Source organism: Corallococcus praedator, from assembly GCF_003612125.1.
Taxonomy (GTDB): Bacteria; Myxococcota; Myxococcia; order Myxococcales; family Myxococcaceae; genus Corallococcus; species Corallococcus praedator.
In genome coordinates this window covers 1-21,206 of record NZ_RAWI01000135.1, presented here as the reverse complement: position 1 = coordinate 21,206, position 21,206 = coordinate 1, and the positions used below count along the sequence as shown (strand labels likewise).

The window sequence follows — 21,206 nt, the reverse complement described above, 5'->3', positions numbered from 1 at the left end:
GGGCTGACGCGTGGCACACGGGCGGGGCATCCCTTAGATTCCATGGGATGAAGTTGCCCCTCCTGTTCCGCCGCGACCGACCCACGATTCCGTCCGCCAACGCGCAGGATCACGCGGAGCGGGTGATCGCCGAGTCCCTGCGCGTGCTCGGCCAGGTGTGCACGAAGGTCGCGGACGCCATCGAGGCGCAGCGGCTGGAGCGCAACGGCTACGCGCACAACAGCTACCTGCGGCGCATGGATCAGGCCGACAAGGCGGACGACACCTCGAAGTCCGGCCCGTCGGGCACGGGCGGCGGATGACGTCCGTCCCGGACGACGACGCTCCAGTGCCGTGTCTGGCGTCGTCGCCCTCGTGGCGGGATTTGGGCATCTCCATGCCCATGCCCGCGCTGGCGGACGAGGAAGGGCCCCGCGTGGACCCCGGCCTGCCGCCCGTCGTGGACGCGCACGTGCACCTGTTCCCCGACCGCGTCTTCGAGGCGGTGTGGCGCTGGTTCGACCGGCACGGCTGGCCCATCCGCTACAAACTGCACACGCCCCACGTGCTTTCGTTCCTGTTGTCCCGGGGCGTCGAGCGCGTGGTCGCCCTGCACTACGCCCACAAGCCGGGCATGGCGCGCGCCCTCAACGCCTACGTGGCCCAGGTGGCCAAGGCCGAGCCCCGCGTCATCGGGCTGGCCACCGTGTTTCCGGGCGAACCCGGCGCCGTGGACATCCTGGAGGAGGCCTTCGCCCTGGGACTCAAGGGCGTGAAGCTGCACTGCCATGTGCAGTGTTTCTCCCCGGACGCGCCCCAGTTGCAGGAGCTCTACGCGGCCTGCGCCCGGGCGGGCAAGCCGATGGTCATGCACGCGGGGCGCGAGCCGGCCAGCCCCCAGTACCCGTGTGATCCCTACATGCTCTGCGCCGCGGAGCGGGTGGAGCGCGTGCTCACGGATCATCCGACGCTGAAGCTGTGCGTGCCCCACCTGGGCGCGGATGAGTTCGACGCCTACGCGCGGCTCTTGGAGCGACACGACACCCTCTGGCTGGACACCACGATGGCGGTGGGCGGCTACTTCCCCGTGCCCCTGCCCCGTCAGGTGCTGGAGGTGCGGCCGGAGCGCATCCTCTACGGGACGGACTTCCCCAACATCCCCTATGCGTGGGACCGGGAGCTCAAGGCGCTGGTGGACCTGAAGCCGGCCGAGGACGCCCTCGCGGGGGTGCTGGGAGGCAATGCGTTGAAGCTCTACGGTGTGGACAACAACTGTTGAAAAGAAACGCAACCCCTTCCGCAATGGAAGAGGCATTCCCATCTTCGTGCCCATAGAATCGCGGTCCCCAAGAAGCAGACGCCGCCATCTCCAGAGGCTCATACCCATGTCGAACATCCTGGTCGTCGACGACGACGCGAGTCACCGCACGCTCATCTGCGATGCCCTCCAGGAGATGGGCTACGACACCATCGAGGCCGCCAACGGTCGCGAGGCGTTGGACCTGCTGGAGGAGGACATCCCGGGCGCCGTGCTGCTGGACCTCCGGATGCCCGTCATGAGCGGCTGGGGCCTGCTGGACGCGCTCAAGAAGATGCCCCGGGCGCGCAACCTGCCCATCATCATCATCTCGGGCTACGGCTTCGAATGGGAGGCGGAGCTGGTCGGCGCCGCTGGCTACATCTCCAAGCCCGTGGACCTGGACAAGGTGCGCACCACGGTGCAGCAGATCGTCGGGCCGCCCGAAGTCGCCATGGTGCACTGAGTCGCGGACAGCAGGCAGGCACCGACATCCGTCAACCCGAGGATTGTCGGCGGCCCCAGGGAACGTGGTGTGATGGCGTCCTTCATGACGCCCCCCCCTTCCGAACCGACCGGCTCCGAGCTGGCCATCGATGCACGCGGCCTCGTCAAGCGCTTCGGTGCCTTCACCGCGCTGGACGGGCTGGACCTCCAGATTCCCAAGGGCGCCTTCTACGCGTTCCTCGGCCCCAACGGCGCCGGCAAGTCCACCTCCATCGCGCTGCTGACGGGCGTGTACGGGCCGGACGCGGGCTCCATCCGCATGCTCGGCGTGGACGCGGTGGCAAGGCCCCTGGACGTCAAGCAGCGCGTGGGCGTGGTGCCAGAGGAGCTGAGCCTCTTCGAGCGCCTCACCGGCCGCCAATACCTCACGTTCTGCGCGCGCATGTATGGCTTGAGCGGCGCAGAGGCCGCGTCGCGCGCGGTGGAGCTCTTGGAGCTGACGGAGCTCACGTACAAGGCCGGCACGCTGGTGGCGGAGTACTCCAAGGGCATGCGCCGCAGGCTCGCCATCGCCGCGGCGCTCATCCACGGGCCGGAGCTGGTGCTGCTGGATGAGCCCTTCGAGGGCATCGACGTGCTCGCCGCGGGCGTCATCCGTGAGCTGCTCCGCGAGCTGAGCCGCCGGGGCGTGACGCTGCTGCTCACCACCCACGTGCTGGAGATCGCCGAGCGGCTGGCCACGCACGCGGGCGTCATCCGGGGTGGGCGCATGTTGGACCAGGGCCCGGTGGAGGCGCTGCGCCAGCGCCACGGCGCGCCCACGCTGGAGGCGGTGTTCGAGAAGCTGGTCGCCGTGCCGGCAGCGCGCAACGCGAAGCTGTCGTTCTACGCGGAGCCCTCCGCGACGGTGGTGCCGCTGCGCCGGGAGTCCGCGTGAGTCCCCGGCCCCCCGTCCCCAGCTTCCTGCGTCACCTGTTGCTGTTGTGGGGCCTGCGCCTGCACCTGGGCCTCAACCAGGGCCCGGGCAAGAGCCGCTTCCTCGCGGTGGCCGCGTTCCTGGGCTCCAGCGCGCCGGGCGTGCTGCTGGGCCTGTCCTTCTTCAAGCTGATGCGGCTGAGCACCATCGCGCACAGCAACGTGTGGCCCTACTTCATCCTCAACCTGCTGTGCTTCGTCACCGCCGCCACCTGGGTGACCTGGCCGCTCTTGTCCGCCGGCGTGGATGACCACTCCGAACTCTCCCGCTACGCCGCGTTCCCCATCTCCCCGTTCCGGCTGCTCATCGGCTCCACGGTGGCGAGCCTCTTCGAGCCGCGCGCGCTCGTGTTCTACGCGCCCCTCACCGGCGCGGCGGTGGGCTACGCGTCGCGGCACCGGCTGGCGGCGCCCTGGCTGGCGGCGGTGCTCTACGTGCTGTTCGCGCTGTTCTGCGCGGCGTGGAGCCGGGTGGGCCTCTACACGGTCATCAACGTGCTGAAGGCGAAGCACAGCGCGCGCATCATGGGCGGCGGCATGCTGACGTTCCTCGTGGCCGCGTCGTTCATCCCGCCCATCGACACGTCGTGGCTGACGAGCGTGGGCGAGGCGGGCGTGGGCGCGCTGGACATGAGCCTCATCATCAACGCGGCGGTGGCGCTCAGCCAGGTGCCGCCGGGCTACTTCGGGGACGGGTTGGGGCAGCTGGCCCACGGGCATGTGCGCATCGCGATGATGGAGGCCGTGGGCCTGCTGTTCTTCACCGGCGTGGGCATGGCCGTGGCGTACGCGCTGCTGCTGCGCTTCCACCGGCAGTCGGGCCGCTCGGGTGGCGCGCGGGTGGACGGCGCGGACAGCGATCCGTTCGCCACCACGCGCACGCGCTTCGACACGCTGGTGCGGCGCGAGGTGCTGGACCTGTGGCGCAACCCTCGCGCCCGGCTGCTGGCGGCGGTGCCCTTCATCCTGGCCATCCTGCTGAAGCTGCTGTCCGGACGGGACCTGTTCGTCTACCTGCTGGGCAACAGCGCGGATGCGTGGGTGATGGGCGGCCTGAGCATCTACGGCGCGGTGGTGATTGCTTCCACGTTCTCCCAGAACACGTTCGCGTACGACGGGCACGGGTTCGCGGTGTTCCTGGCGGCGCCCCTGGACCTGTCGGACGTGCTGCGCGCGAAGAACCGTGTGCAGGGCGTGGCGGCGCTGGGGATGGCGGTGCTGGTGGGGCTCTTCTACCGGGTGTACTTCGGCGCGGGCACGTGGGTGGACTTCCTGTGCGCCATGGCCGCGGTGGCGGCGGTGGTGCCCATGCTGCTCGCCGCGGGCAACTTCCTGTCGCTGTACTTCCCGGTGAAGTTCCACGCGAGCCTCAAGCGGCGGGACAAGGTGCCCCTGACCGCGTCGATGCTGGGCATCCTCGCCGCCAGCGTGGGCTGCATGCCCTTTGGCCATGCGCTGAAGCTCGCGGGGAAGGACGGCCCGGGGTGGCAGTCCGTGGCCTTCATCGCCGGGTGCGCGGTGCTCAACTTCCTGGTCTACCGGGCGGTGCGTCCGCTGGCGATGCGCCTGTTGGATCAGCGCCGGGAAGTGGTGCTCCGGGCGGTGACGCGCGAGTAGGCCCACGCGCCCGGAGGTGCTCTTCAGTACGCCACGCCGAACTTCGCGGCCTGGGTCTTCACGCTCTTCATCACGTTGGCGTCGAAGGCGTCCTCCTTGGGGGGCGCGTTCTTGGTGAGCCACTGGTCGCGGTCGCTCGCGAGCTTCGCGACCTGCTGCTCCAGCGCCTTGCGCTCGGTGGCGAGCTGCTTCACCTTCGCGGACTGCTCCTCCTTCTTCAGGCCCTGGAGTTCCTCGGGTAGCTCATCGTCCTTGAGGGCGGCGAGCGCGGCCGGCTTCTCCAGCAGGTCCACCGCGCCGCCAATGGCCGCGGGCGCGCTGCTCACCTCCGCAGCGGCGGCGCCACCCTTGCCCGCGCCGCGGCTGGCCTTCATGTAGCTGATGCGGTCCGCGGCGGCCTCCGGGGCCATGCTCTTCATCGCGTCCGCACGCGCCCGGTTCATCACCTGCGCCTCCTTGCGGCCCGCGTAGAGCGTCTTCGACGCCAGCTCCGCGTTCACCCGGGACAGCTCCGCGTCGAAGGGCGTGGCCACCGCCACCATGCCGCCCGCCGCGTCGATGGAGTCGAACGTGCCATCCGTCAGCTTCGCCACGTAGCGCCAGGAGACCTCCGTGGCGTCGTCCCCACCGCAGCGCACGGTGTTCACCACGATGTGGCGCTCCTTCGCGCGCTTGGACCACAGCTTGAAGTCCCAGGCGGCCTCACGCTGGGCCGGGGGCGCGTCACCCACCAGGAAGATGACCTTCATCACCTCGCGGTTCTGGTTCCACTTGAGCAGGGACACCGCTTCGCCAAGCCCCCGCCCCACGTGCTCGGGCGAGTCCCCGCCGCCGTCCGCCTGGAGCTTGCGCAGCTCCGCGAACACCGCGTCCAGGTCGTCGCTCAGGTCGAAGCGCTTCGTCACGTAGGCGTCCCCCACGTCCCGGTACGCCACCAGCGCCACCTTCAGGTGCGGCGTGGGCTTGCCCTTCGCGATGCGCGACGCGATGGAGAAGATCTTCTGCTTCGCGCCCTCCAGCAGCCCGCCCATCGATCCGGTCGTGTCCAGCACGAATGCCACCTCGATCTCCGGCTGGGCGCCCTGGGCCTGTCCCGGCGCCACCGGGCCCTCCACCTTGAGGTCGGGGACCGTCGGGGTCTGCCCGGGCGCCTGCGTCGTGGCGGCACCGGTTCCGGAGGGCTTCACGGCGGGAGGCGGCGCGGGCATCGCGTTGACGGCAGGCTTCGTCGCGGCGGAAGGCGGCGCGGCGGTGGCGGCGGCAGGCTTCGTGGCGGGGGCGGCCTTCGCATCGCTGGGCGGCGCGGGCACGGCGACGACTCCGGCGGCCTTCGCGGTGCCTGCGGGCGTGGAAGCCGTCTCCGCCGGCGGCGCGTGGAGGGGCGTCACGGCCAGGGCGGAGGTGGCGGACAGACCGGTGGCGAGCGCGGCCGTCAGGACGGCCCGCGAGAGGGGCTTCAGGTTCATGGTGGGCTCCGGAAATCGACGGCGGGGCGGGCATCACGCACCGCCTGCTCCTGTAACGGACAGGTCCGCCGGAAGGTCTACGCCTCCGGTTGCACCCCCTCCCCCATCGGCGTTACGCCCCCTGTCCCGTGCGCGTCTTCCACTCCGACCGGTACGCCGTGCCCCTCCCCGAGGGGCACCGCTTTCCCATGGAGAAGTACCGCCTGCTGCGCGAGGCCCTGCTCGCGCGCGGCATCCTGTCCCCGGCCTGCCTCCTCGAAGCGCCCCGGGTGGACCGGACCGACCTGGAGCGCGTGCACACCGCCCGCTACCTGGATGCCTTCTTCGGCGGCACCCTCACCGACGCGGAGCTGCGCCGGCTGGGCTTTCCCTGGTCCCCCCTGCTCGTGGACAACGCCCGGGCCTCCGTGGGGGGAACCCTGGCCGCCGCCCGCGCCGCGCTGGAGGACGGCTTCGGCGCCAACCTCGCCGGCGGCACGCACCACGCCTTCCCCGACCACGGGGAGGGCTTCTGTGTCTTCAACGACATCGCCGTGGCCATCCGTGTCCTCCAGGCCGAGGGCGCCATCCAGCGCGCCGTGGTGGTGGACCTGGACGTGCACCAGGGCAACGGCACGGCGGCCACCTTCGCGGGCGACGCCTCCGTCTTCACCTTCTCCATGCACGGCGAGCACAACTTCCCCTTCCGCAAGCAGCCCTCGCACCTGGACCTGGGGCTGGAGGACGGCACGGGGGACGCGGAGTACCTGGCCCTGCTGGAGACCCACCTGCCCCACGTCCTGGAGTCCGCTCGCGCCGACCTGCTCTTCTTCCAGGCGGGCGTGGATCCGCTGGAGGAGGACACCCTCGGGCGGCTGTCGCTCACCCACGCGGGGCTGCGGGAGCGGGACCTGCGCGTGCTGAACGCGGCGCGCGAGCGTGGGTTGCCCGTGGTGCTCACGCTGGGCGGCGGCTACGCGAAGCCGCTGACGCCATCACTGGAGGCCCACGTCGGGACTTATGTGGCGGCCTGTTCGTTGTTCCGCTGACGCCTGCCCTTCCCTCCGGCCGCTTGCGGGTCCCTCCGCCGCCGGCCCATGCTCCACACCGCTTCGTCACCCAGGAGAGCCCCCATGCCGCGTCCCCTTTCCCGTCTCGCCCTCCTCGCCTGCGCACTGACCCTGGGCTGCGGCAGCGGGACGCCGTACTACCGCCTGGACTGGGGGGGCGCGGACACGGTGACGGTGACGCCCGGTGACTCCGTCCCCTACGACCTCGCCGTGCAGCGCATCGCGGACAACCTGGGCGAGCTGCGCATCAGCGTGGCGGGAACGCCCGTGGGCGTCACGATGGGCCCGGACTTCGTCCTGCCCGCGGGGGAGACCATCGTCAACACCACCCTTACGATCTCCGTCGCGGCCACCACCACCACCTACGGCCTGGGCGGCATCGATCTGCTCGCCGAGGATCCGGCCAACGACGTCACGGCCAGCGGCGGCATCGCCGTGGCCATCCTCCCGCCGCCGGTGAACCAGCCGGACTTCACCGTCACCGTGACGCCCCGCCAGGTGGACCTCATCCCGGGCGCGCGCTCGGAGACGACGGTCACGGTGACCCGCGCGGAGGGCTTCACCGGTGAGCTCGTCATCACGCTGGAGTCGCCCACGCAGCGCCTCACCGCCGACGCGCTCACCCTGGCCGAGGGCCAGACGAGCGCGGAGATCTCCGTCTCGGCGGACCGCTCGCTCACCCTCGTGCCCGTCATCACGCGCTTCGTGGCCACCGCCCCGGACGGCCGCACCGCGAGCACCGGCTTCACGTTCAACCTGCGCAGCTTCTAGCCAGCGGCGGCCCCGGCTCCGCGCCGGGGCCCGCCCCTGACCTCACGCCAGGCTCAGGCCATGTCGAAGAGCAGCGCCTCCGTGGGCGCCTTCGCGGCGAGCGCCAGCGCCGTCTCCTCCGACACCGCCGCGCCGTCACCGGCCTTGACCGTCACCCCGTTGAGCGTGGCCTCCCCCCGGATGACCTGGAGCCATGCGTGGCGGCCGGGCGACAGCACGTAGTCCACCTTCTCGCCCTCGCCCAGCACCGTCGCGGACAGCACCACGTCCTGGTGCACCGTCAGAGACCCATCGCGCCCGTCCTGGGACGCGACCACGCGGAACCTGCCGCGCCGCTCCTCGTTGTCGAAGCGCTTCTGCTCGTAGCCGGGCGGCAGCCCCTGCCGCTCCGGCAGCAGCCAGATCTGCAACAGGTGCAGCGGTTCATCCAACGGGTTCATCTCGCTGTGCAGCACGCCCGTGCCCGCGCTCATGCGCTGCACCTCGCCGGGCCGGATGACCGCCTTGGTGCCCATGCTGTCCTGGTGCTCCACCGCGCCGCTCACCACGTAGGTGAGGATCTCCATGTCCCGGTGCGGGTGCTTGCCGAAGCCCCGGCGCGGCGCGACCGTGTCCTCGTTGATGACGCGCAGGGAGCGGAACCCCATGAAGTCCGGGTCGTAGTAGTCCGAGAAGGAGAAGGTGTGGTGGGTGTCGAGCCAGCCGTGGTTGGCGTGGCCCCGCGCTTCGGACGTTCGTACGTAGATCATGGTGTCGCTCCCTGCTTGTTTCACTGCACCCCGCGAGGTCCCGCCGCACGCGGGAATCGCCGTCAGGCCGCCTTGTCCGCCTGCACCGTGGCCGGAACCGCCTGGACGTCCAGGCTGATGTCCACGCGCTCGCCCACCAGCACCCCGCCCGCTTCCATCGCTTGATTCCAGGTGAGCCCGAACTGCTTGCGGTCCAGGTGCGTGGTCGCCTGGAACGCGATGCGCTCCGTGCCGAACGGATCCTTCGCGCGCCCCAGCAGCTCCGCGTCCAGCACCACCTCGTGCGTCTGGTCGCGCACCGTCAGGTCGCCCACCACGCGGTAGTGGTCGCCCTTCACCGCCTCCACCCGCTTGCTGCGGAAGATGAGCTTCGGGAACGCCGCCACGTCGAAGAAGTCCGGCGAGCGCAGGTGGTTGTCACGCGCCTCCACGCCGGTGTCGAGGCTCGCCGCCTCCAACTTCACCTCCACGGACGCCTTCGTGAAGTCGTCGCCCTGGAGCGTCAGCTTGCCCTCGAAGCGCGTGAAGCGGCCGTGCACCTTGGCCACCACCATGTGGCGCACCGTGAAACCCACGGTGGTGTGCGTCGTGTCGAGCTGCCAGGTCTGGATGGCCATGGGGAAGGTCCTTTGATTCGTGCAACGGGTGGATGCCCTCTCCCAGAGCAACGTCCGGGCCATCACTCAAACCACTGGAATCACTTGAAATCACCTCCCAGCCGAACCCCTGGGACTCTCAAATCGAGAATCCGCCCACTCAATCAGAGAGTCCCCCCGGCCCTCCCGCGTGCGGGCTCCGCGCGAGCGGAACAAGGCCGGCGTCAGGGAGGCGGTACCCGTGTCGTCCCCCCGGCGCTACGTTGAGGACTGCCATGACGCCGACGACTCCCATCGCCCCACCCGCACGACGCCAGGCCGCCCGGGCGGCCCTCGCCCTGGATGACGAGGCCCTGCTGAAGGTCTGCGACGTGGAGTTCTTCATCGCCTCCGGGCCCGGCGGACAGCACCGCAACACCACCGCCAGCGGCGTGCGCCTCAGTCACCCGCCCACGGAGCTGTCCGTCACCGCCACCGAGCGCCGCAGCCAGTCGCAGAACAAGGACGCCGCCGTGCGCCGCCTGCGCGCGGGACTCCAGGCCCTCACGTTCGTGCCCAAGGTGCGCAAGGCCACCCGCCCCACCCTGGGCTCCAAGCGGCGCCGGCTGGAGGAGAAGAAGCGCACCTCCGAGAAGAAGGCCGGCCGTGGCGGCCGGGTCGGGGAGTAGGCGGCCCGTCACCGCGCCGCGCTATGCAGCCCGGTGCGGACCTCGCAAGGTTTGCGTAGCCGCTGACGCCGCCTGGCCACAACGACACGGTTTCTTTTCAGGTCTCCCCCAGGGTGAGGCCCGTGTCTTGCGGGGCACACGGTGTGCACACATCGCGGGTGACCCCTGACCCCGAGGGGTCGGTTGACCCCTCAACCCCCGGTGAACGCTTGGCACACTCCCCTTTTGGAGCCTCCTCCTGGCGGCGCGCCCTGTTGGGCCTCGCGCTGCTGGCGGCCGCGCCCGCGTCGGCCACGGACATCGTCACCTTCAGCCAGGGCTCGCTCATCATCCCCGAGCAGGCCACCTTCCAGCAGGGCTGCGGCAGCCTGTCGGCCTACGGGCTGGTGTGGCGCCTCCTGCAGTCCAACGAGGCGGGCGGCTTCAACGCCGCGCACCCGGTGACGGTGTACCTGGCCATCGACGATACGAAGAAGTCGCCCAACCGGTGCGTGCCCACGAACAAGCACATGCCCCCCACGCCGAACAGCGGCCAGTGGAATGACCCTCAGTGGAACGACGGCTGTGACTTCCACATCTCGCGCGCGGACGCGGCGCCGGTGGTGCCGGTGCCCCCGCTGGCGGCGCTGCCTGCCGGCGGCCTGTTCCCCGAGGACGAGATCGAGAACTTCACCACCACCACGGGCGAGGCCCGGCCCAACTTCCGCAAGACGACGCTCGACACCGGCAGCGGCTTCCGCGACGTCCAGTACATGGGCGGCAGCTTCATCATCGACGCGAAGGACGCGAAGAACGCGCTCGACTTCCTGAACTCCTCCGCCGGGGCGGACGCGCCCAACAAGTTCCGCACCGAGTGCTCCTGCAACACGTTCAGCACCGGCATGGGCTGCTTCTACGTGCGCATGCACCAGGCCACCATCGAGTTCAACGCGCCCATCGGCCGTCGCCTCAACCGCGTGCCCCCGAAGATCGCCCTGTTGGACCGGCACGACAACAACGCCGGGGACAAGTCCTACGTGAAGGGCGGCATGCTGGACGACTACCTGCGCAACGCGGGCCTGGACTTCCCCGGCGCCGGCGGTTGCCCGGAAGGCACCACCACCCCCTGCGCCATCAACGGCGGTCGCCCCGGGCTCATCTACGACGCGCTCCACGCCAACGCGGACCTCATCTCCACCACCGCGTTCCCCCACGGCCTGATCAACGCCATCGACCCGGCGACGGGCAAGCCGCGCTACCGCGTGTTCTGGGCGCCGCACTGGGAGATTGGCGACAGCACCCGCGCCGAGTACAGCTCCAACGGGGACGGCGCCGTCAACCAGCGCGAGAACGTCCTCAACAACATCGCCCACTTCACCGACCAGCGCGGCAACGGCCTCTTCGCCGAGTGCGCGAGCATCTGGTCCTATGAGACGAGCAAGCGCCCGGACAACACGCCCATGGCGCGCTCGCGCTTCCAGGGCGACGTCAACTTCGAGATCAACAAGCTGGGCGGCCCCGGCGCCACCTGGGACGGCCGCAACTGCTCCGACCCGGACTACCTGAGCGAGAGCCGCGGGCGGCCGGCCTGCATGATCTACCCCAACCCCGGCGACCCGTTCTCCCAGATGGGCGACTTCCGCTACAAGAACGTGGCGGGCCATACGGAGAACTACCGCGCTGGCGCGTACAAGGACGGCGTGCGGCGGCTGGCGGTGAGCTGGAAGGACTACGAGCGCGGCGAGCGCTACGACAGCGCGCCGGATGTTGCGGTCAGCCCCACCACGCGCGGCCATGACTTCTTCTCCTTCGGCCAGAAGGACAATGATCCGCAGAAGGCGACGGTCGTCTACCTGGCGGGCCACGACTTCAAGGACAGCGTCGCGGGCACGCGCATCGTGCTCAACACGCTGCTCAACCTGGGCTCCGAACCGCTGCAGAGCGAGCGCACCGTCTCCGCGCCGGTGACGCTGGACGACACCAACGGCAGCGACACGGACGGCTCGCGCGCCGTGCTGTTCAAGACCTCCTACGACGCGGTGTCCGGCTACCCGCCCGGCGCGGACACGTACACCCCCGCGCAGGGTTCGCACTGGGTGTTCCCCTACTACCCGGGCACGCTGCGCGCGCACTCGCTCATCGGGGGCAACTCGCTCTCCACCGGCGAGAACGCCCTGGACGACGGCACCCTCTGGAACGCGGACGCGCGCATGCCCCGCCCGGGCGCCCGCAACCTCTTCACCTACTTCGGCGGCGAGGTGACGGAGAACCCGGTGCTGGGCACCAACCGCACCGCGCCCCACGGCGTACTCCAGGTGGGCTGGGTGCCCGAAGAGGTCTCCGGCACGCGCATCAACGACAGCTACGGCAGCGCCCCCAACCCAGGCTGCGTGGACGTGCTGAAGCTGGGCCGCGCCACGTCGCGCGACGGCAGCTTCCGCTACGACTTCGTGCGCGGCGCGGACGGCGTGTGCGACCTGCAACAGGCGACGCAGTACACCCCGCAGGTGGGCGGCGCGGACTTCGGCGTGGCGAACACGGTGCTCAACCAGACCCAGCTCGCCATCGACTTCCGCGCGGTGGCGCAGATGCTCCAGCGCGTGCGCGGCTTCTGCTTCGCCACCTCCACGCGCCGCGACGGCAGCGGCACCGCGGTGCTGGAGCCCAACGACAACGAGTGCAACAACGATGACGCGGACAACCGCGCGCACCTGGGCGGCTTCATCCACTCCTCCCCGGTGGTGGTGCCCGCCAGCGCCAACATCCCGGACAAGGGCGGCCCCCGTCCGACGGTGGCCTACGCGGCGGGCCTGGACGGCCAGCTGCACGCCTTCTACGTCTCCGGCGGCAAGCGCTACGACGGCCCCCAGGAGGCTCTCCAGTTCCCCAACCCGGACGCCACCGCGCGCTTCAAGACGGACCACGCGGCGGCCTTCCGCGGCGGCAGCACGCCGGCCCCGGGCACCGAACTGTGGAGCTTCCTGCCGGCCACGCAGCTCGTCGGCCTGCGCAACAACACCGCGCGGGTGAACAGCGCGCCCGTCGTGTTCGACGTGTTCGCCGACTTCGTGGGCACCGGCCGCCGTGAGTGGCACACCGTGCTGGTGACCAACGTGGGCCAGACGGGCCGCGACCTGTTCGCCATGGACGTCACCAACCCGCTCAAGCCGGTGCTCCTGTGGCACCTGGTGGGCAGCCACTACGGCAGCGCCAGCGCGCCGCACACCGCCGTGGCGCTGGCGGACCGCAGCCAGGGCGGCGTGGACTGGACGTACACCTGGGACGAGGCCACCAGCATCTTCAAGCTGCCGCCCGGAACGGACCCCGGCCGTGGCGCCAGCGGCCTCTACGACTACAGCGGCCTGGGCGGCTCGCGCGGCCTGTCCGTGGGCGTGGGCCGGTTGGGCCTGGAGCCCGTCTACACCGTGTTCGTCGCGTCCAGCAGCTCCGGCGCGCCGGGGACGCCAGCCAAGGGCGTGCAGGTGTTCGCCATCGACGCGGCCAACGGCCAGAAGCTGTGGCAGTGGCAGCAGGGCTACACGAGCGGCGTGGACAACAGCGCGCCCGCCGCGCCCACCGTGTCGCAGGACATGAGCGGCGCCGCGCGCCTCTACGTGGGCGACATGGAGGGACGCCTCTGGGAGCTGGATGCGTCCACCGGCATGAACGTCAACGTGGCGCGCCTGGGCCCCGCGTGCAGCGACGCCGCCCCCTGCAAGTACACCGCGATGAACATCGGCACGCTGCCCATCACGTCGCAGCCCATCAGCACCAACGTGGGCCTGGCGCGCATTCCCCGCGAAGGGGTGGATGCGTCGTCCGCCTTCGCCAACTACCAGGGCAAGATGGTGGCGCTGGTGGGCACCGCCGGCATGGACTGGGTGCCGGACACCGTGGCGGGCCGGCTCCATGTCCTCCTGTTGGATCCGGAGTACCGGCTGCCCCTGGGCATGGACGGCAAGCAGTTGGACGGCACGCCCCTCCCCGCGAGCGTGGCCCACGCGGAGGCGACCACCTACGGCGTGCTCCGCGAACCGCCGCCCTTCCCGCTCATCTTCAGCGCGCCCGAGCACGTCTACGGCAACATCACCATCGCCGGGCGCACCGCGTACTTCAGCACCGCCCAGGAATCGGTGAACGACCCCATGCTGCTCAGCGGCTCCATCCGGGGCGCCACCTACAGCGTCGACCTGGGAGAGGCGCCCACGTCCGCGACCGGCTTCCGGCCCATGGCGGGCGCGACGCTCGCCAACTACGGCGGCGTGGCCGTCTACCACCGCGAGAACGGGGGCGCGTCGCAGGACTTCGTGGTGGGCGCGGAGGTCAGCGCCCTGCACGTCACCCGCATCGACAACGCCACCACGGAGGGCCCCTCCAGCCCCAACCAGAAGGACTCCGTGAACGGCAACAACGGCGTGCTCTACCAGCTGCTCAACTGGAGCCAGAGGTTCTTCGAATGAGCCCTCCCATCCGCTTCCCCCTGCATGGCCGGACGCGCGGCAGCGGTCTGCTGGAGGTGCTCATCTCCATGAGCATCCTGGCCCTGGCCGCCGTGGGCGCCGTGATGGGCATGGTGGCCGCCACGCGCGACGTGAAGGACGGCCAGGTGCTCCAGGGCCGGCGCATGCTGCTGGAGGCCCGCGTCCAGCGGCTGTGGCTGGCGTCGAAGTCGGACCTGCTGCTGCAGGCGGTGGACCGGCCGGGCACCTTCGCGCCGGAGATTCCCTTCGGCACGGCGCCGTGGAAGTTGGATCCGAGCCCGGCGTCGGCGACGGACGTGGGCACCGGCGCCTACTTCCGCGTGAAGCCCACCGGCGAGGTGGAGCCCATGACGGGCGTGCCCGCCAACACGCCCTGCCTGGACTCCACCCCGGACTCGGTGCTGCCCCGGGACGTCTACTGCCGTGAAATCCTGGTGACCAAGGGACTGCCCCGCGACCTGCCACTGGCGTCCCAGGCGCTGGTGCCCGCCGGCGCCCTGCCCTTCACCGTCTGGACGCGCGTGTTCCGCAAGGGCGACAGCCTGGAGCGCGCCGTCGTCCACAGCGAGGTGTTCGTCCAATGACGCGGTCGCACCGGATGGAATCGAAAGCGGCCCCCCGGCGCGCCATGCCGCGAGGCATGACGCTGCTGGAGACGATGGTGGCCTCGGCGCTCGCCACCATCATCCTCGCGGCCGCCGCGGCCCTGCTGCTGGCGGGCGGGCGCGTGGTGCACAACACGGAGCACGTGGGGGACAGCCACGACCACGCGCGGCTCGCCGGAGAAGCCCTGCTGTCGGCCGTCCGGCAGGCCGGCGCGGGCATGTCCGAGGGCCTCTGGGTGGTGTCCGCGGGCGTGCCCCAGCGCATCAACCCCGTCTTCGGCGGGGACGGCGCGGGCACGGGCCTGCTGGCCGCCACCACCGCCGGCAACGTGCCCGGCACGGAAGGCACCGATGATTTGTGGCTGGTGGTGCCGGACCGCAACTACCTGGGCCGCGACTGCGCCCCGGGCGCGGCGATGACGGTGGTGCAGCCGGGCACCGGCTCGCTCCAGGTCAACTGCGTGGGCACGCCCAGCAGCGCCCCGGCGGCCAACGCCATGCTGGTGGCCAGCAACATGAAGAGCGCCGCGCTGCTCACGCAGGCCACGGTGGTGAGCAGCCCGCCCACCGCCACGGTGAACTACCTGGAGACCGGCGTGCCGGGCTTCTCCAACGCGCCCCACAAGGGCGGCTTCCAGCGCGGGGACCTCGTGTACACCGCGCGCCTGCTGCACTTCTTCATCGCGCCGAACCCCGCCACGGGGGGCCGCAAGGCGCTGATGCGCGCGGAGGGCCTGCCCGCCACCGACGCGTCCGGCCGCCCCTTCATGGACATGGGCGACCCGCTGGTGGTGCAGGACTTCGTGGAGGACTTCCAGGTGGCCTTCGGCGTGGACGCGACGAACTCGGGCGACCCGTCCAGCTACGTCTTCCAGGACGGGCTGTCGCCCGAGTACACCCCGGGCCTGCGCTCGGTGCGCATCAGCGTGGTGGCCACCGGCCGCAATCCCCGGCGCGACACGCAGAACCAGGCGGTGCTCGCCGAGGACCTGCCCATCGCCGTGGAGAACCACACCCCTCCCGCCGGCGCCACCGCCGACGGCTACTTCCGCAGCCTCTTCTCGCGCCGGGCGGAATTGCCCAACCTGGCGTCGGCCAGCCTGTGAGTCCGCCCATGTCCCCGCGCCCTTCATCCCGTTCCGCCCGCGGCGCCACGCTGCTGCTCGTCGTGCTGCTCGTCACCGTGCTCTTGGGACTGGTGGCGGGCGTGATGGCCTACGCCAGCAGCGAGCGCACCCGCGCGGTGTCCTACAGCCGCGCCGGCCAGCGGCAGAGCTGCGCGGAGAGCGGCCTGCAGTTGGCGCGCGGCTACTTCGGCCGCAACTACGCCCAGTGGAACACCTACCTCGCGGCGCCGTCCGTCTATGATCCGGTCGCCTCGTCCACCAACACCGCGCCCGCCATGCCGCGCGACCCCACGGCCGCCACGGGCCGCAACGCCATCAAGGCGGCCAACCCGGCGCTGTTCGCGGACCTGGACGGAGACGGCAAGGACGACGTCTACATCTACATCCGCGACAACGAGGACGAGTTCAAGCCGCTGGACAACGACTGGGCGCGCGACAACGACCAGCAGGTGGTGGTGGGCGCGCTGTGCATCAGCGAGACGCTGATTCCGCGCCGGGGTGACACCAACCAGCAGGACACCACCGGCCTCGCCGTGGAGGGCATCCTCCAGTACAACGGCGGAGGACAGCCCTACACCGCGCAGAACGCGGGCGGCACGGGCTCCGGCAACCTGAACCGCTGAACGTTCGGACCGGCCCGTGGCGGGCGTGAGAAGCTGACCGCCATGCCCACGCTCGAAGACGCCATCGCCTTGTCGGTGGCCGCGCACCAGGGTCAGCGCGACAAGGCAGGACAACCCTACATCCTCCACCCCCTGCGGGTGATGCTGCGCCTGTCCTCGGACGCCGAGCGCACCGTGGCCATCCTCCACGACGTGGTGGAGGACACGCCCTACACGTTGGAGCGGCTGCGAGCGCTGGGCTACGCGGAGGACATCCTGTCCGCGCTGGACTGCCTCACGAAGCGCGAGGGCGAAACCTACGAGGCCTTCATCGAAAGGCTTTTGCCCCACCCCCTGGCCCGCCGCGTGAAGCTGGCGGACCTGGAGGACAACATGGACGTGCGGCGGCTGTCCGCCGTCACGCCGAAGGACGCCGAAAGGCTGTCGCGCTACGTGGCCGCCTGGACGCGCCTGCGCGCGCAGTAGTCCCCGCCACGCGCCGAAAAGACGACGGCCCGGCGACCCTCCATGGAGCGAGGGCGGCCGGGCCGGGAACGACAGACTCCAGAAAGCGCCTTACGCCTTGGCGAGCTGGCGCAGCACGTACTGGAGGATGCCGCCGTTGCGGTAGTAGTCGAGCTCGTTGGGCGTGTCGATGCGGCACACCGCCGTGAACTCGATGGGGCCCTTCTCGCCGCCGGTGGCCTTCACGGTGAGCTTCTTCTGCGGCGCGAGTCCGTCCGCGACGCCCGTGATTTCGAACGTCTCCTGCCCGGTGAGGCCCAGCGACTGCGCGTCCTGGCCCGCCTCGAACTGGAGGGGCAGCACGCCCATGCCCACGAGGTTGGAGCGGTGGATGCGCTCGAAGCTCTTGGCGATGACGGCCTTCACGCCCAACAGCTGCGTGCCCTTGGCCGCCCAGTCGCGGCTGGAGCCGGTGCCGTACTCGGCGCCCGCCAGCACCACGAGCGGGATGTTGTCCGCCTGGTACTTCATGGACGCGTCGTAGATGCTCATCCGCTCGCGGGTGGGGATGTGCACGGTGACGCCACCCTCCACGCCGGGGACCAGCAGGTTCTTCAGGCGGATGTTGGCGAAGGTGCCGCGCACCATCACCTCGTGGTTGCCGCGACGGGCGCCGTAGGAGTTGAAGTCCTTGGGCTCCACGCCCTCCGCCATCAGGTACTTGGCGGCGGGGCTCGTCTTCGCGATGTTGCCCGCGGGCGAGATGTGGTCCGTCGTCACGGAGTCACCCAGGAGCGCCAGCACGCGCGCGCCCTTGATGTCCTGCACCGCCTTGGGCTCCTTCGGGAGGTTCTCGAAGAAGGGCGGCTTGCGCACGTAGGTGGACTTCTCCTCCCACTGGAAGGTGGAGCCCTTGCTCACCTGGAGCTGCTGCCACAGCGCATCGCCGTCCATCGCGTTGGCGTACTGGCTGCGGAACTGCTCCGGCTTCACCGCCGTGCGGATGGTCTCCCGGATCTCCTGGTCGGACGGCCAGATGTCCTTGAGGAACACCGGCTTGCCGTTGGGGTCCGTGCCCAGGGGCTCGTTGTTCAGGTCGCGGCCCACTTCACCGGCCAGCGCGTACGCCACCACGAGCGGGGGGCTCGCCAGGTAGTTCATGCGCACGTGCGGGTTGATGCGGCCCTCGAAGTTGCGATTGCCGGACAGCACCGCGGCCACCACGAGGTCGCCCTCCACCACCGCGTTGGACACGGCCTCCGGCAGCGGGCCGGAGTTGCCGATGCAGGTGGTGCAGCCGTAGCCCACGACGTGGAAGCCCACGGCCTCCAGGTAGGGCAGCAGGCCCGCGTCGCGCAGGTACTCGGTGACGACGCGGCTGCCCGGGGCGAGGCTCGTCTTCACCCACGGCTGGGGCTTGAGGCCCTTCTCCACGGCGTTCTTCGCCAGGATGCCGGCGGCCACCAGCACGGCCGGGTTGGACGTGTTGGTGCAGGAGGTGATGGACGCGATGACCACCGCGCCATGGCCCACCTGGTAGCTCTGCTTGCCGGCCTTCACGGTGACGCTCTGGGCCAGCCGCTCCGGGGGCACCGGGGCCGCGGGGGCCTTGGCGCCGCCCTTGGGGCCCTCGTCGTCCTCGCCCTTGCTCTTGCCGGCGGACAGCATCTCCACGAGCGACGCCTCGTAGCCCGCCTTCATGTCCTTCAGGGGCACGCGGTCCTGCGGGCGCTTGGGGCCGGCGAGGCTGGGCACCACGGTGGCCAGGTCCAGCTCCAGCGAGTCCGTGAAGAGGGGGTCCTGGGCGTCATCCGTGCGCCACAGGCCCTGCTCCTTCGCGTACGCCTCCGTCAGCGCGACGACGTCATCCGGGCGGCCGGTGAAGCGCAGGTAGTTGCAGCTCTCCTCGTCCACGGGGAAGAAGCCGATGGTGGCGCCGTACTCCGGGGCCATGTTCGCGATGGTGGCGCGGTCCGGCAGCGACAGGTTCTTCAGGCCGTTGCCGTAGAACTCCACGAACTTGCCGACGACGCCCTTCTTGCGGAGCATCTGCGTGACGGTGAGCACCAGGTCGGTGGCCGTCGCGCCCGCGGGCAGCTTGCCGGTGAGCTTGAAGCCCACCACCTGCGGAATGAGCATCGTGATGGGCTGGCCCAGGAGCGCGGCCTCCGCCTCGATGCCGCCCACGCCCCAGCCGACCACGCCCAGGCCGTTGATCATCGTCGTGTGGCTGTCCGTGCCCACGAGCGTGTCCGGGTACACCGTGGTGCCCTGACGGAACGTCACCTGCGCCAGGAACTCCAGGTTCACCTGGTGGCAGATGCCGATGTCCGGCGGCACGACGCCAAAGCCCTTGAACGCGCTCTGGCCCCAGCGCAGGAAGGCGTAGCGCTCGCGGTTGCGCTCGAACTCCAGCTCCGCGTTCTCCTTGAAGGCCGCGGTGGTGGCGAACGAGTCGATCTGCACCGAGTGGTCGATGACGAGGTCGGCCGGGTTGCGCGGGTTGATCTTCGCGGGGTCCCCGCCCATGGCGGCGAGCGCCTCGCGCATGGCGGCCATGTCCACGACGGCGGGCACGCCGGTGAAGTCCTGGAGCAGCACGCGCGCGGGGTGGAAGGAGATTTCGGTCTCCGGGGCCGCCTTGGGGTCCCAGGCGAGCATCTTCTCGATGTGCTCGCGCTTGACGACGCGGCCGTCCTCGTTGCGCAGCAGGTTCTCCAGCAGCACCTTGAGGGAGAACGGGAGGCGGTTCACCGCCGGGTGGGACTTCGCCAGCGTCCCCAGGCTGAAGAGGTCATAGGTGGTCGAGCCCACCTTGAGCTTGGCTTTCGTGCCGAAACTGTCCGTCATGTTCGTTGCCGTCCTTCCGTGCCGGAATGAGGCAACTTCTATGGCCCTCGCACCCGGCATGCAAAGGGTTCCTGCACCGCGTTGACGGCGGCGGACGGTTGCCGGGAACCCCGTGTTTCCCAGAGGGCTCCGGGGCCGGCTCCGGGGTCGGGCTCAGAGCACCTTGCGGAAGAAGTAGAGCACGCGCTCCACGGCCTTCTGCCAGAGGGGCCGGCGCCGGAAGACGGCCAGGTCCACCTCGCGGCAGTCGCCGCAGTCGGTGCGGAAGGAGTCCTCCAGCTCGCGTCCCAGCCGGGGGTCCGCGAACACGGCGTTGACCTCGTGGTTGAACGCCAGGGAGAGCCGCTCCAGGTTGAACGAACCGATGGTGCCCCAGACGCCGTCCACCACCGCCGTCTTGGCGTGCAGCACGCCGCGCTGCCACTCGAAGATGCGGATGCCGGCGCCCATCAGCGTTTCGTAGAAGGCGCGCGTGGCGTGCTCCAGGAAGGGGTGGTCGCTCTTGCCGCCGTTGAGCAGCAGGCTGACCTCCACGCCGCGCTTCGCCGCGTCCTTGAGCGCGGCGACCAGCCGGCGGTCCGGCACGAAGTAGCCCGCGGCGATGAGCACGCTCTGGCGCGAGCGCTGGATGGCGTGCAGGTAGGCGCGGTGGATGCTGCGGCGGCTGGACAGCACCGCCAGCCCCACGTCGCCGCGCTGGGGCCCGGGCTCCGGCGCGCTCACGCCGCCCCGGATGCGCCGCCTGAGGCGGCTCAGCCGGTCCTGGAACATCATCCGCCACGTGGCCAGGAAGCGGCGCTCCAGCTCGTGCACCGCGGGGCCCTCAATCTTGAGCACGTCGTCGCGCCACGCGACGCCCTGCCCCTCCGGCGCCCAGTGCGCGGCGATGTTCACCCCGCCCGTGAAGGCCACCGTGCCGTCCACCACGAGAATCTTCCGGTGGTCGCGCCGAAACAGGTGGCGCAGCCCGCGCGACAGGCTGAAGGGCTTGAAGGCGCGCACGTCCACGCCGCGCTGGCGCAGTCCTTCGAAGAAGCTCCTGCGGCTGGTCCACGAGCCCACCGCGTCGTAGAGGACCTTCACGTGCACGCCGCGCTCGGCGGCCTCCGCCAGCGCCTGGCCGAACAGCTCGCCCACCGCGTCGGTGACGAACATGTACGTCTCCAGGCGGATGGAGCGGCGCGCCCGGCGGATGGCCTCCAGCATCTCCGGATAGGCCTCCACGCCGTCGCGCAGGAGGCGGCACGCGTTGCCCTGCAGGGTGGTGTGACGCTGGGGCAGGTAGTAGCGGGCGAGCAGCCGCCGGGACACCCCGGGGCTCCACACCTGTCCATGGTCCGGCACCGGCCCCGGACTCCGGGCCAGGGCCCGCACCGGCCGGGCCCCTGTCGGAACCCGCTCCTCCACCCCGCCCTCCTCCCCCCGAAGCTCACGCATCACCCTTGTCAGGGTGGGAACGGAAGGGGGGGTCGGCAACCCGGAC

At 70.6% G+C, this 21,206-nt stretch carries 18 protein-coding genes; 13 read left to right on the top strand and 5 right to left on the bottom strand.

Going from position 1 to position 21,206, the window contains the following annotated elements:
- Nucleotides 1-47: 47 nt before the first annotated feature.
- The 5 genes from D7Y13_RS18920 (at nt 48) to D7Y13_RS18900 (ending at nt 4,315) form a co-directional block, all read left to right on the top strand.
- On the top strand, nt 48-302 hold the full coding sequence (locus D7Y13_RS18920; protein ID WP_120535256.1) for a hypothetical protein: 255 nt from the start codon (nt 48-50) through the stop codon (nt 300-302).
- Nucleotides 299-1,258, top strand: coding sequence for an amidohydrolase family protein (locus D7Y13_RS18915; RefSeq protein ID WP_120535257.1), 960 nt, complete (start codon nt 299-301; stop codon nt 1,256-1,258). Before D7Y13_RS18920 ends, D7Y13_RS18915 begins: the two co-directional genes overlap by 4 nt.
- 106 nt (nt 1,259-1,364) lie before the next feature.
- On the top strand, nt 1,365-1,742 hold the full coding sequence (locus D7Y13_RS18910) for a response regulator (RefSeq protein ID WP_120535258.1): 378 nt from the start codon (nt 1,365-1,367) through the stop codon (nt 1,740-1,742).
- An 84-nt stretch (nt 1,743-1,826) separates the two neighbouring features.
- Nucleotides 1,827-2,660: an ABC transporter ATP-binding protein gene (locus D7Y13_RS18905; RefSeq protein ID WP_120584070.1), complete on the top strand. Its 834-nt coding sequence runs from the start codon at nt 1,827-1,829 to the stop codon at nt 2,658-2,660.
- Nucleotides 2,657-4,315: a hypothetical protein gene (locus D7Y13_RS18900; protein WP_120535259.1), complete on the top strand. Its 1,659-nt coding sequence runs from the start codon at nt 2,657-2,659 to the stop codon at nt 4,313-4,315. Before D7Y13_RS18905 ends, D7Y13_RS18900 begins: the two co-directional genes overlap by 4 nt.
- A gap of 23 nt (nt 4,316-4,338) precedes the next feature.
- Here the strand turns inward: D7Y13_RS18900 and D7Y13_RS18895 are convergent, their stop codons facing one another.
- Nucleotides 4,339-5,781, bottom strand: coding sequence for a vWA domain-containing protein (locus D7Y13_RS18895; RefSeq protein WP_120584068.1), 1,443 nt, complete (start codon nt 5,779-5,781; stop codon nt 4,339-4,341).
- A 188-nt stretch (nt 5,782-5,969) separates the two neighbouring features.
- Here D7Y13_RS18895 and D7Y13_RS18890 point away from each other — a divergent pair, with 188 nt between their 5' ends.
- Entirely contained in the window at nt 5,970-6,809 is an 840-nt protein-coding gene (locus D7Y13_RS18890) for a histone deacetylase family protein (protein WP_233595615.1), read from the top strand.
- An 84-nt stretch (nt 6,810-6,893) separates the two neighbouring features.
- Nucleotides 6,894-7,601, top strand: coding sequence for a hypothetical protein (locus D7Y13_RS18885; protein WP_120584066.1), 708 nt, complete (start codon nt 6,894-6,896; stop codon nt 7,599-7,601).
- A gap of 53 nt (nt 7,602-7,654) precedes the next feature.
- On the opposite strand, the gene D7Y13_RS18880 is transcribed toward D7Y13_RS18885, so the two are convergent.
- Nucleotides 7,655-8,350, bottom strand: coding sequence for a pirin family protein (locus tag D7Y13_RS18880; RefSeq protein WP_120535263.1), 696 nt, complete (start codon nt 8,348-8,350; stop codon nt 7,655-7,657).
- Nucleotides 8,351-8,412: 62 nt separating this feature from the next.
- Nucleotides 8,413-8,967, bottom strand: a complete 555-nt coding sequence (locus tag D7Y13_RS18875; protein ID WP_120535264.1) for a YceI family protein — start codon at nt 8,965-8,967, stop codon at nt 8,413-8,415.
- A gap of 254 nt (nt 8,968-9,221) precedes the next feature.
- Here D7Y13_RS18875 and D7Y13_RS18870 point away from each other — a divergent pair, with 254 nt between their 5' ends.
- From D7Y13_RS18870 to D7Y13_RS18845, 6 genes are all read left to right on the top strand, one after another.
- A complete protein-coding gene (locus D7Y13_RS18870; RefSeq protein WP_120535265.1) occupies nt 9,222-9,614 on the top strand; it encodes a peptide chain release factor-like protein in 393 nt (130 codons plus the stop codon).
- Between the two features lie 254 nt (nt 9,615-9,868).
- Nucleotides 9,869-14,053, top strand: a complete 4,185-nt coding sequence (locus D7Y13_RS18865; RefSeq protein WP_233595614.1) for a pilus assembly protein — start codon at nt 9,869-9,871, stop codon at nt 14,051-14,053.
- On the top strand, nt 14,050-14,658 hold the full coding sequence (locus tag D7Y13_RS18860) for a PulJ/GspJ family protein (protein WP_120535267.1): 609 nt from the start codon (nt 14,050-14,052) through the stop codon (nt 14,656-14,658). The genes D7Y13_RS18865 and D7Y13_RS18860 overlap by 4 nt, the downstream gene beginning before the upstream one ends.
- A gap of 14 nt (nt 14,659-14,672) precedes the next feature.
- Nucleotides 14,673-15,785, top strand: coding sequence for a PilW family protein (locus tag D7Y13_RS18855; RefSeq protein WP_120535273.1), 1,113 nt, complete (start codon nt 14,673-14,675; stop codon nt 15,783-15,785).
- A gap of 8 nt (nt 15,786-15,793) precedes the next feature.
- A complete protein-coding gene (locus D7Y13_RS18850; RefSeq protein WP_120584064.1) occupies nt 15,794-16,429 on the top strand; it encodes a hypothetical protein in 636 nt (211 codons plus the stop codon).
- Between the two features lie 42 nt (nt 16,430-16,471).
- A complete protein-coding gene (locus D7Y13_RS18845) occupies nt 16,472-16,894 on the top strand; it encodes an HD domain-containing protein (RefSeq protein WP_120535269.1) in 423 nt (140 codons plus the stop codon).
- 90 nt (nt 16,895-16,984) lie between these two features.
- On the opposite strand, the gene acnA is transcribed toward D7Y13_RS18845, so the two are convergent.
- A complete protein-coding gene (gene acnA, locus D7Y13_RS18840; protein WP_120535270.1) occupies nt 16,985-19,723 on the bottom strand; it encodes an aconitate hydratase AcnA in 2,739 nt (912 codons plus the stop codon).
- A gap of 153 nt (nt 19,724-19,876) precedes the next feature.
- Nucleotides 19,877-21,160: a phospholipase D-like domain-containing protein gene (locus D7Y13_RS18835; protein WP_199732802.1), complete on the bottom strand. Its 1,284-nt coding sequence runs from the start codon at nt 21,158-21,160 to the stop codon at nt 19,877-19,879.
- Between the last annotated feature and the right edge of the window lie 46 nt (nt 21,161-21,206).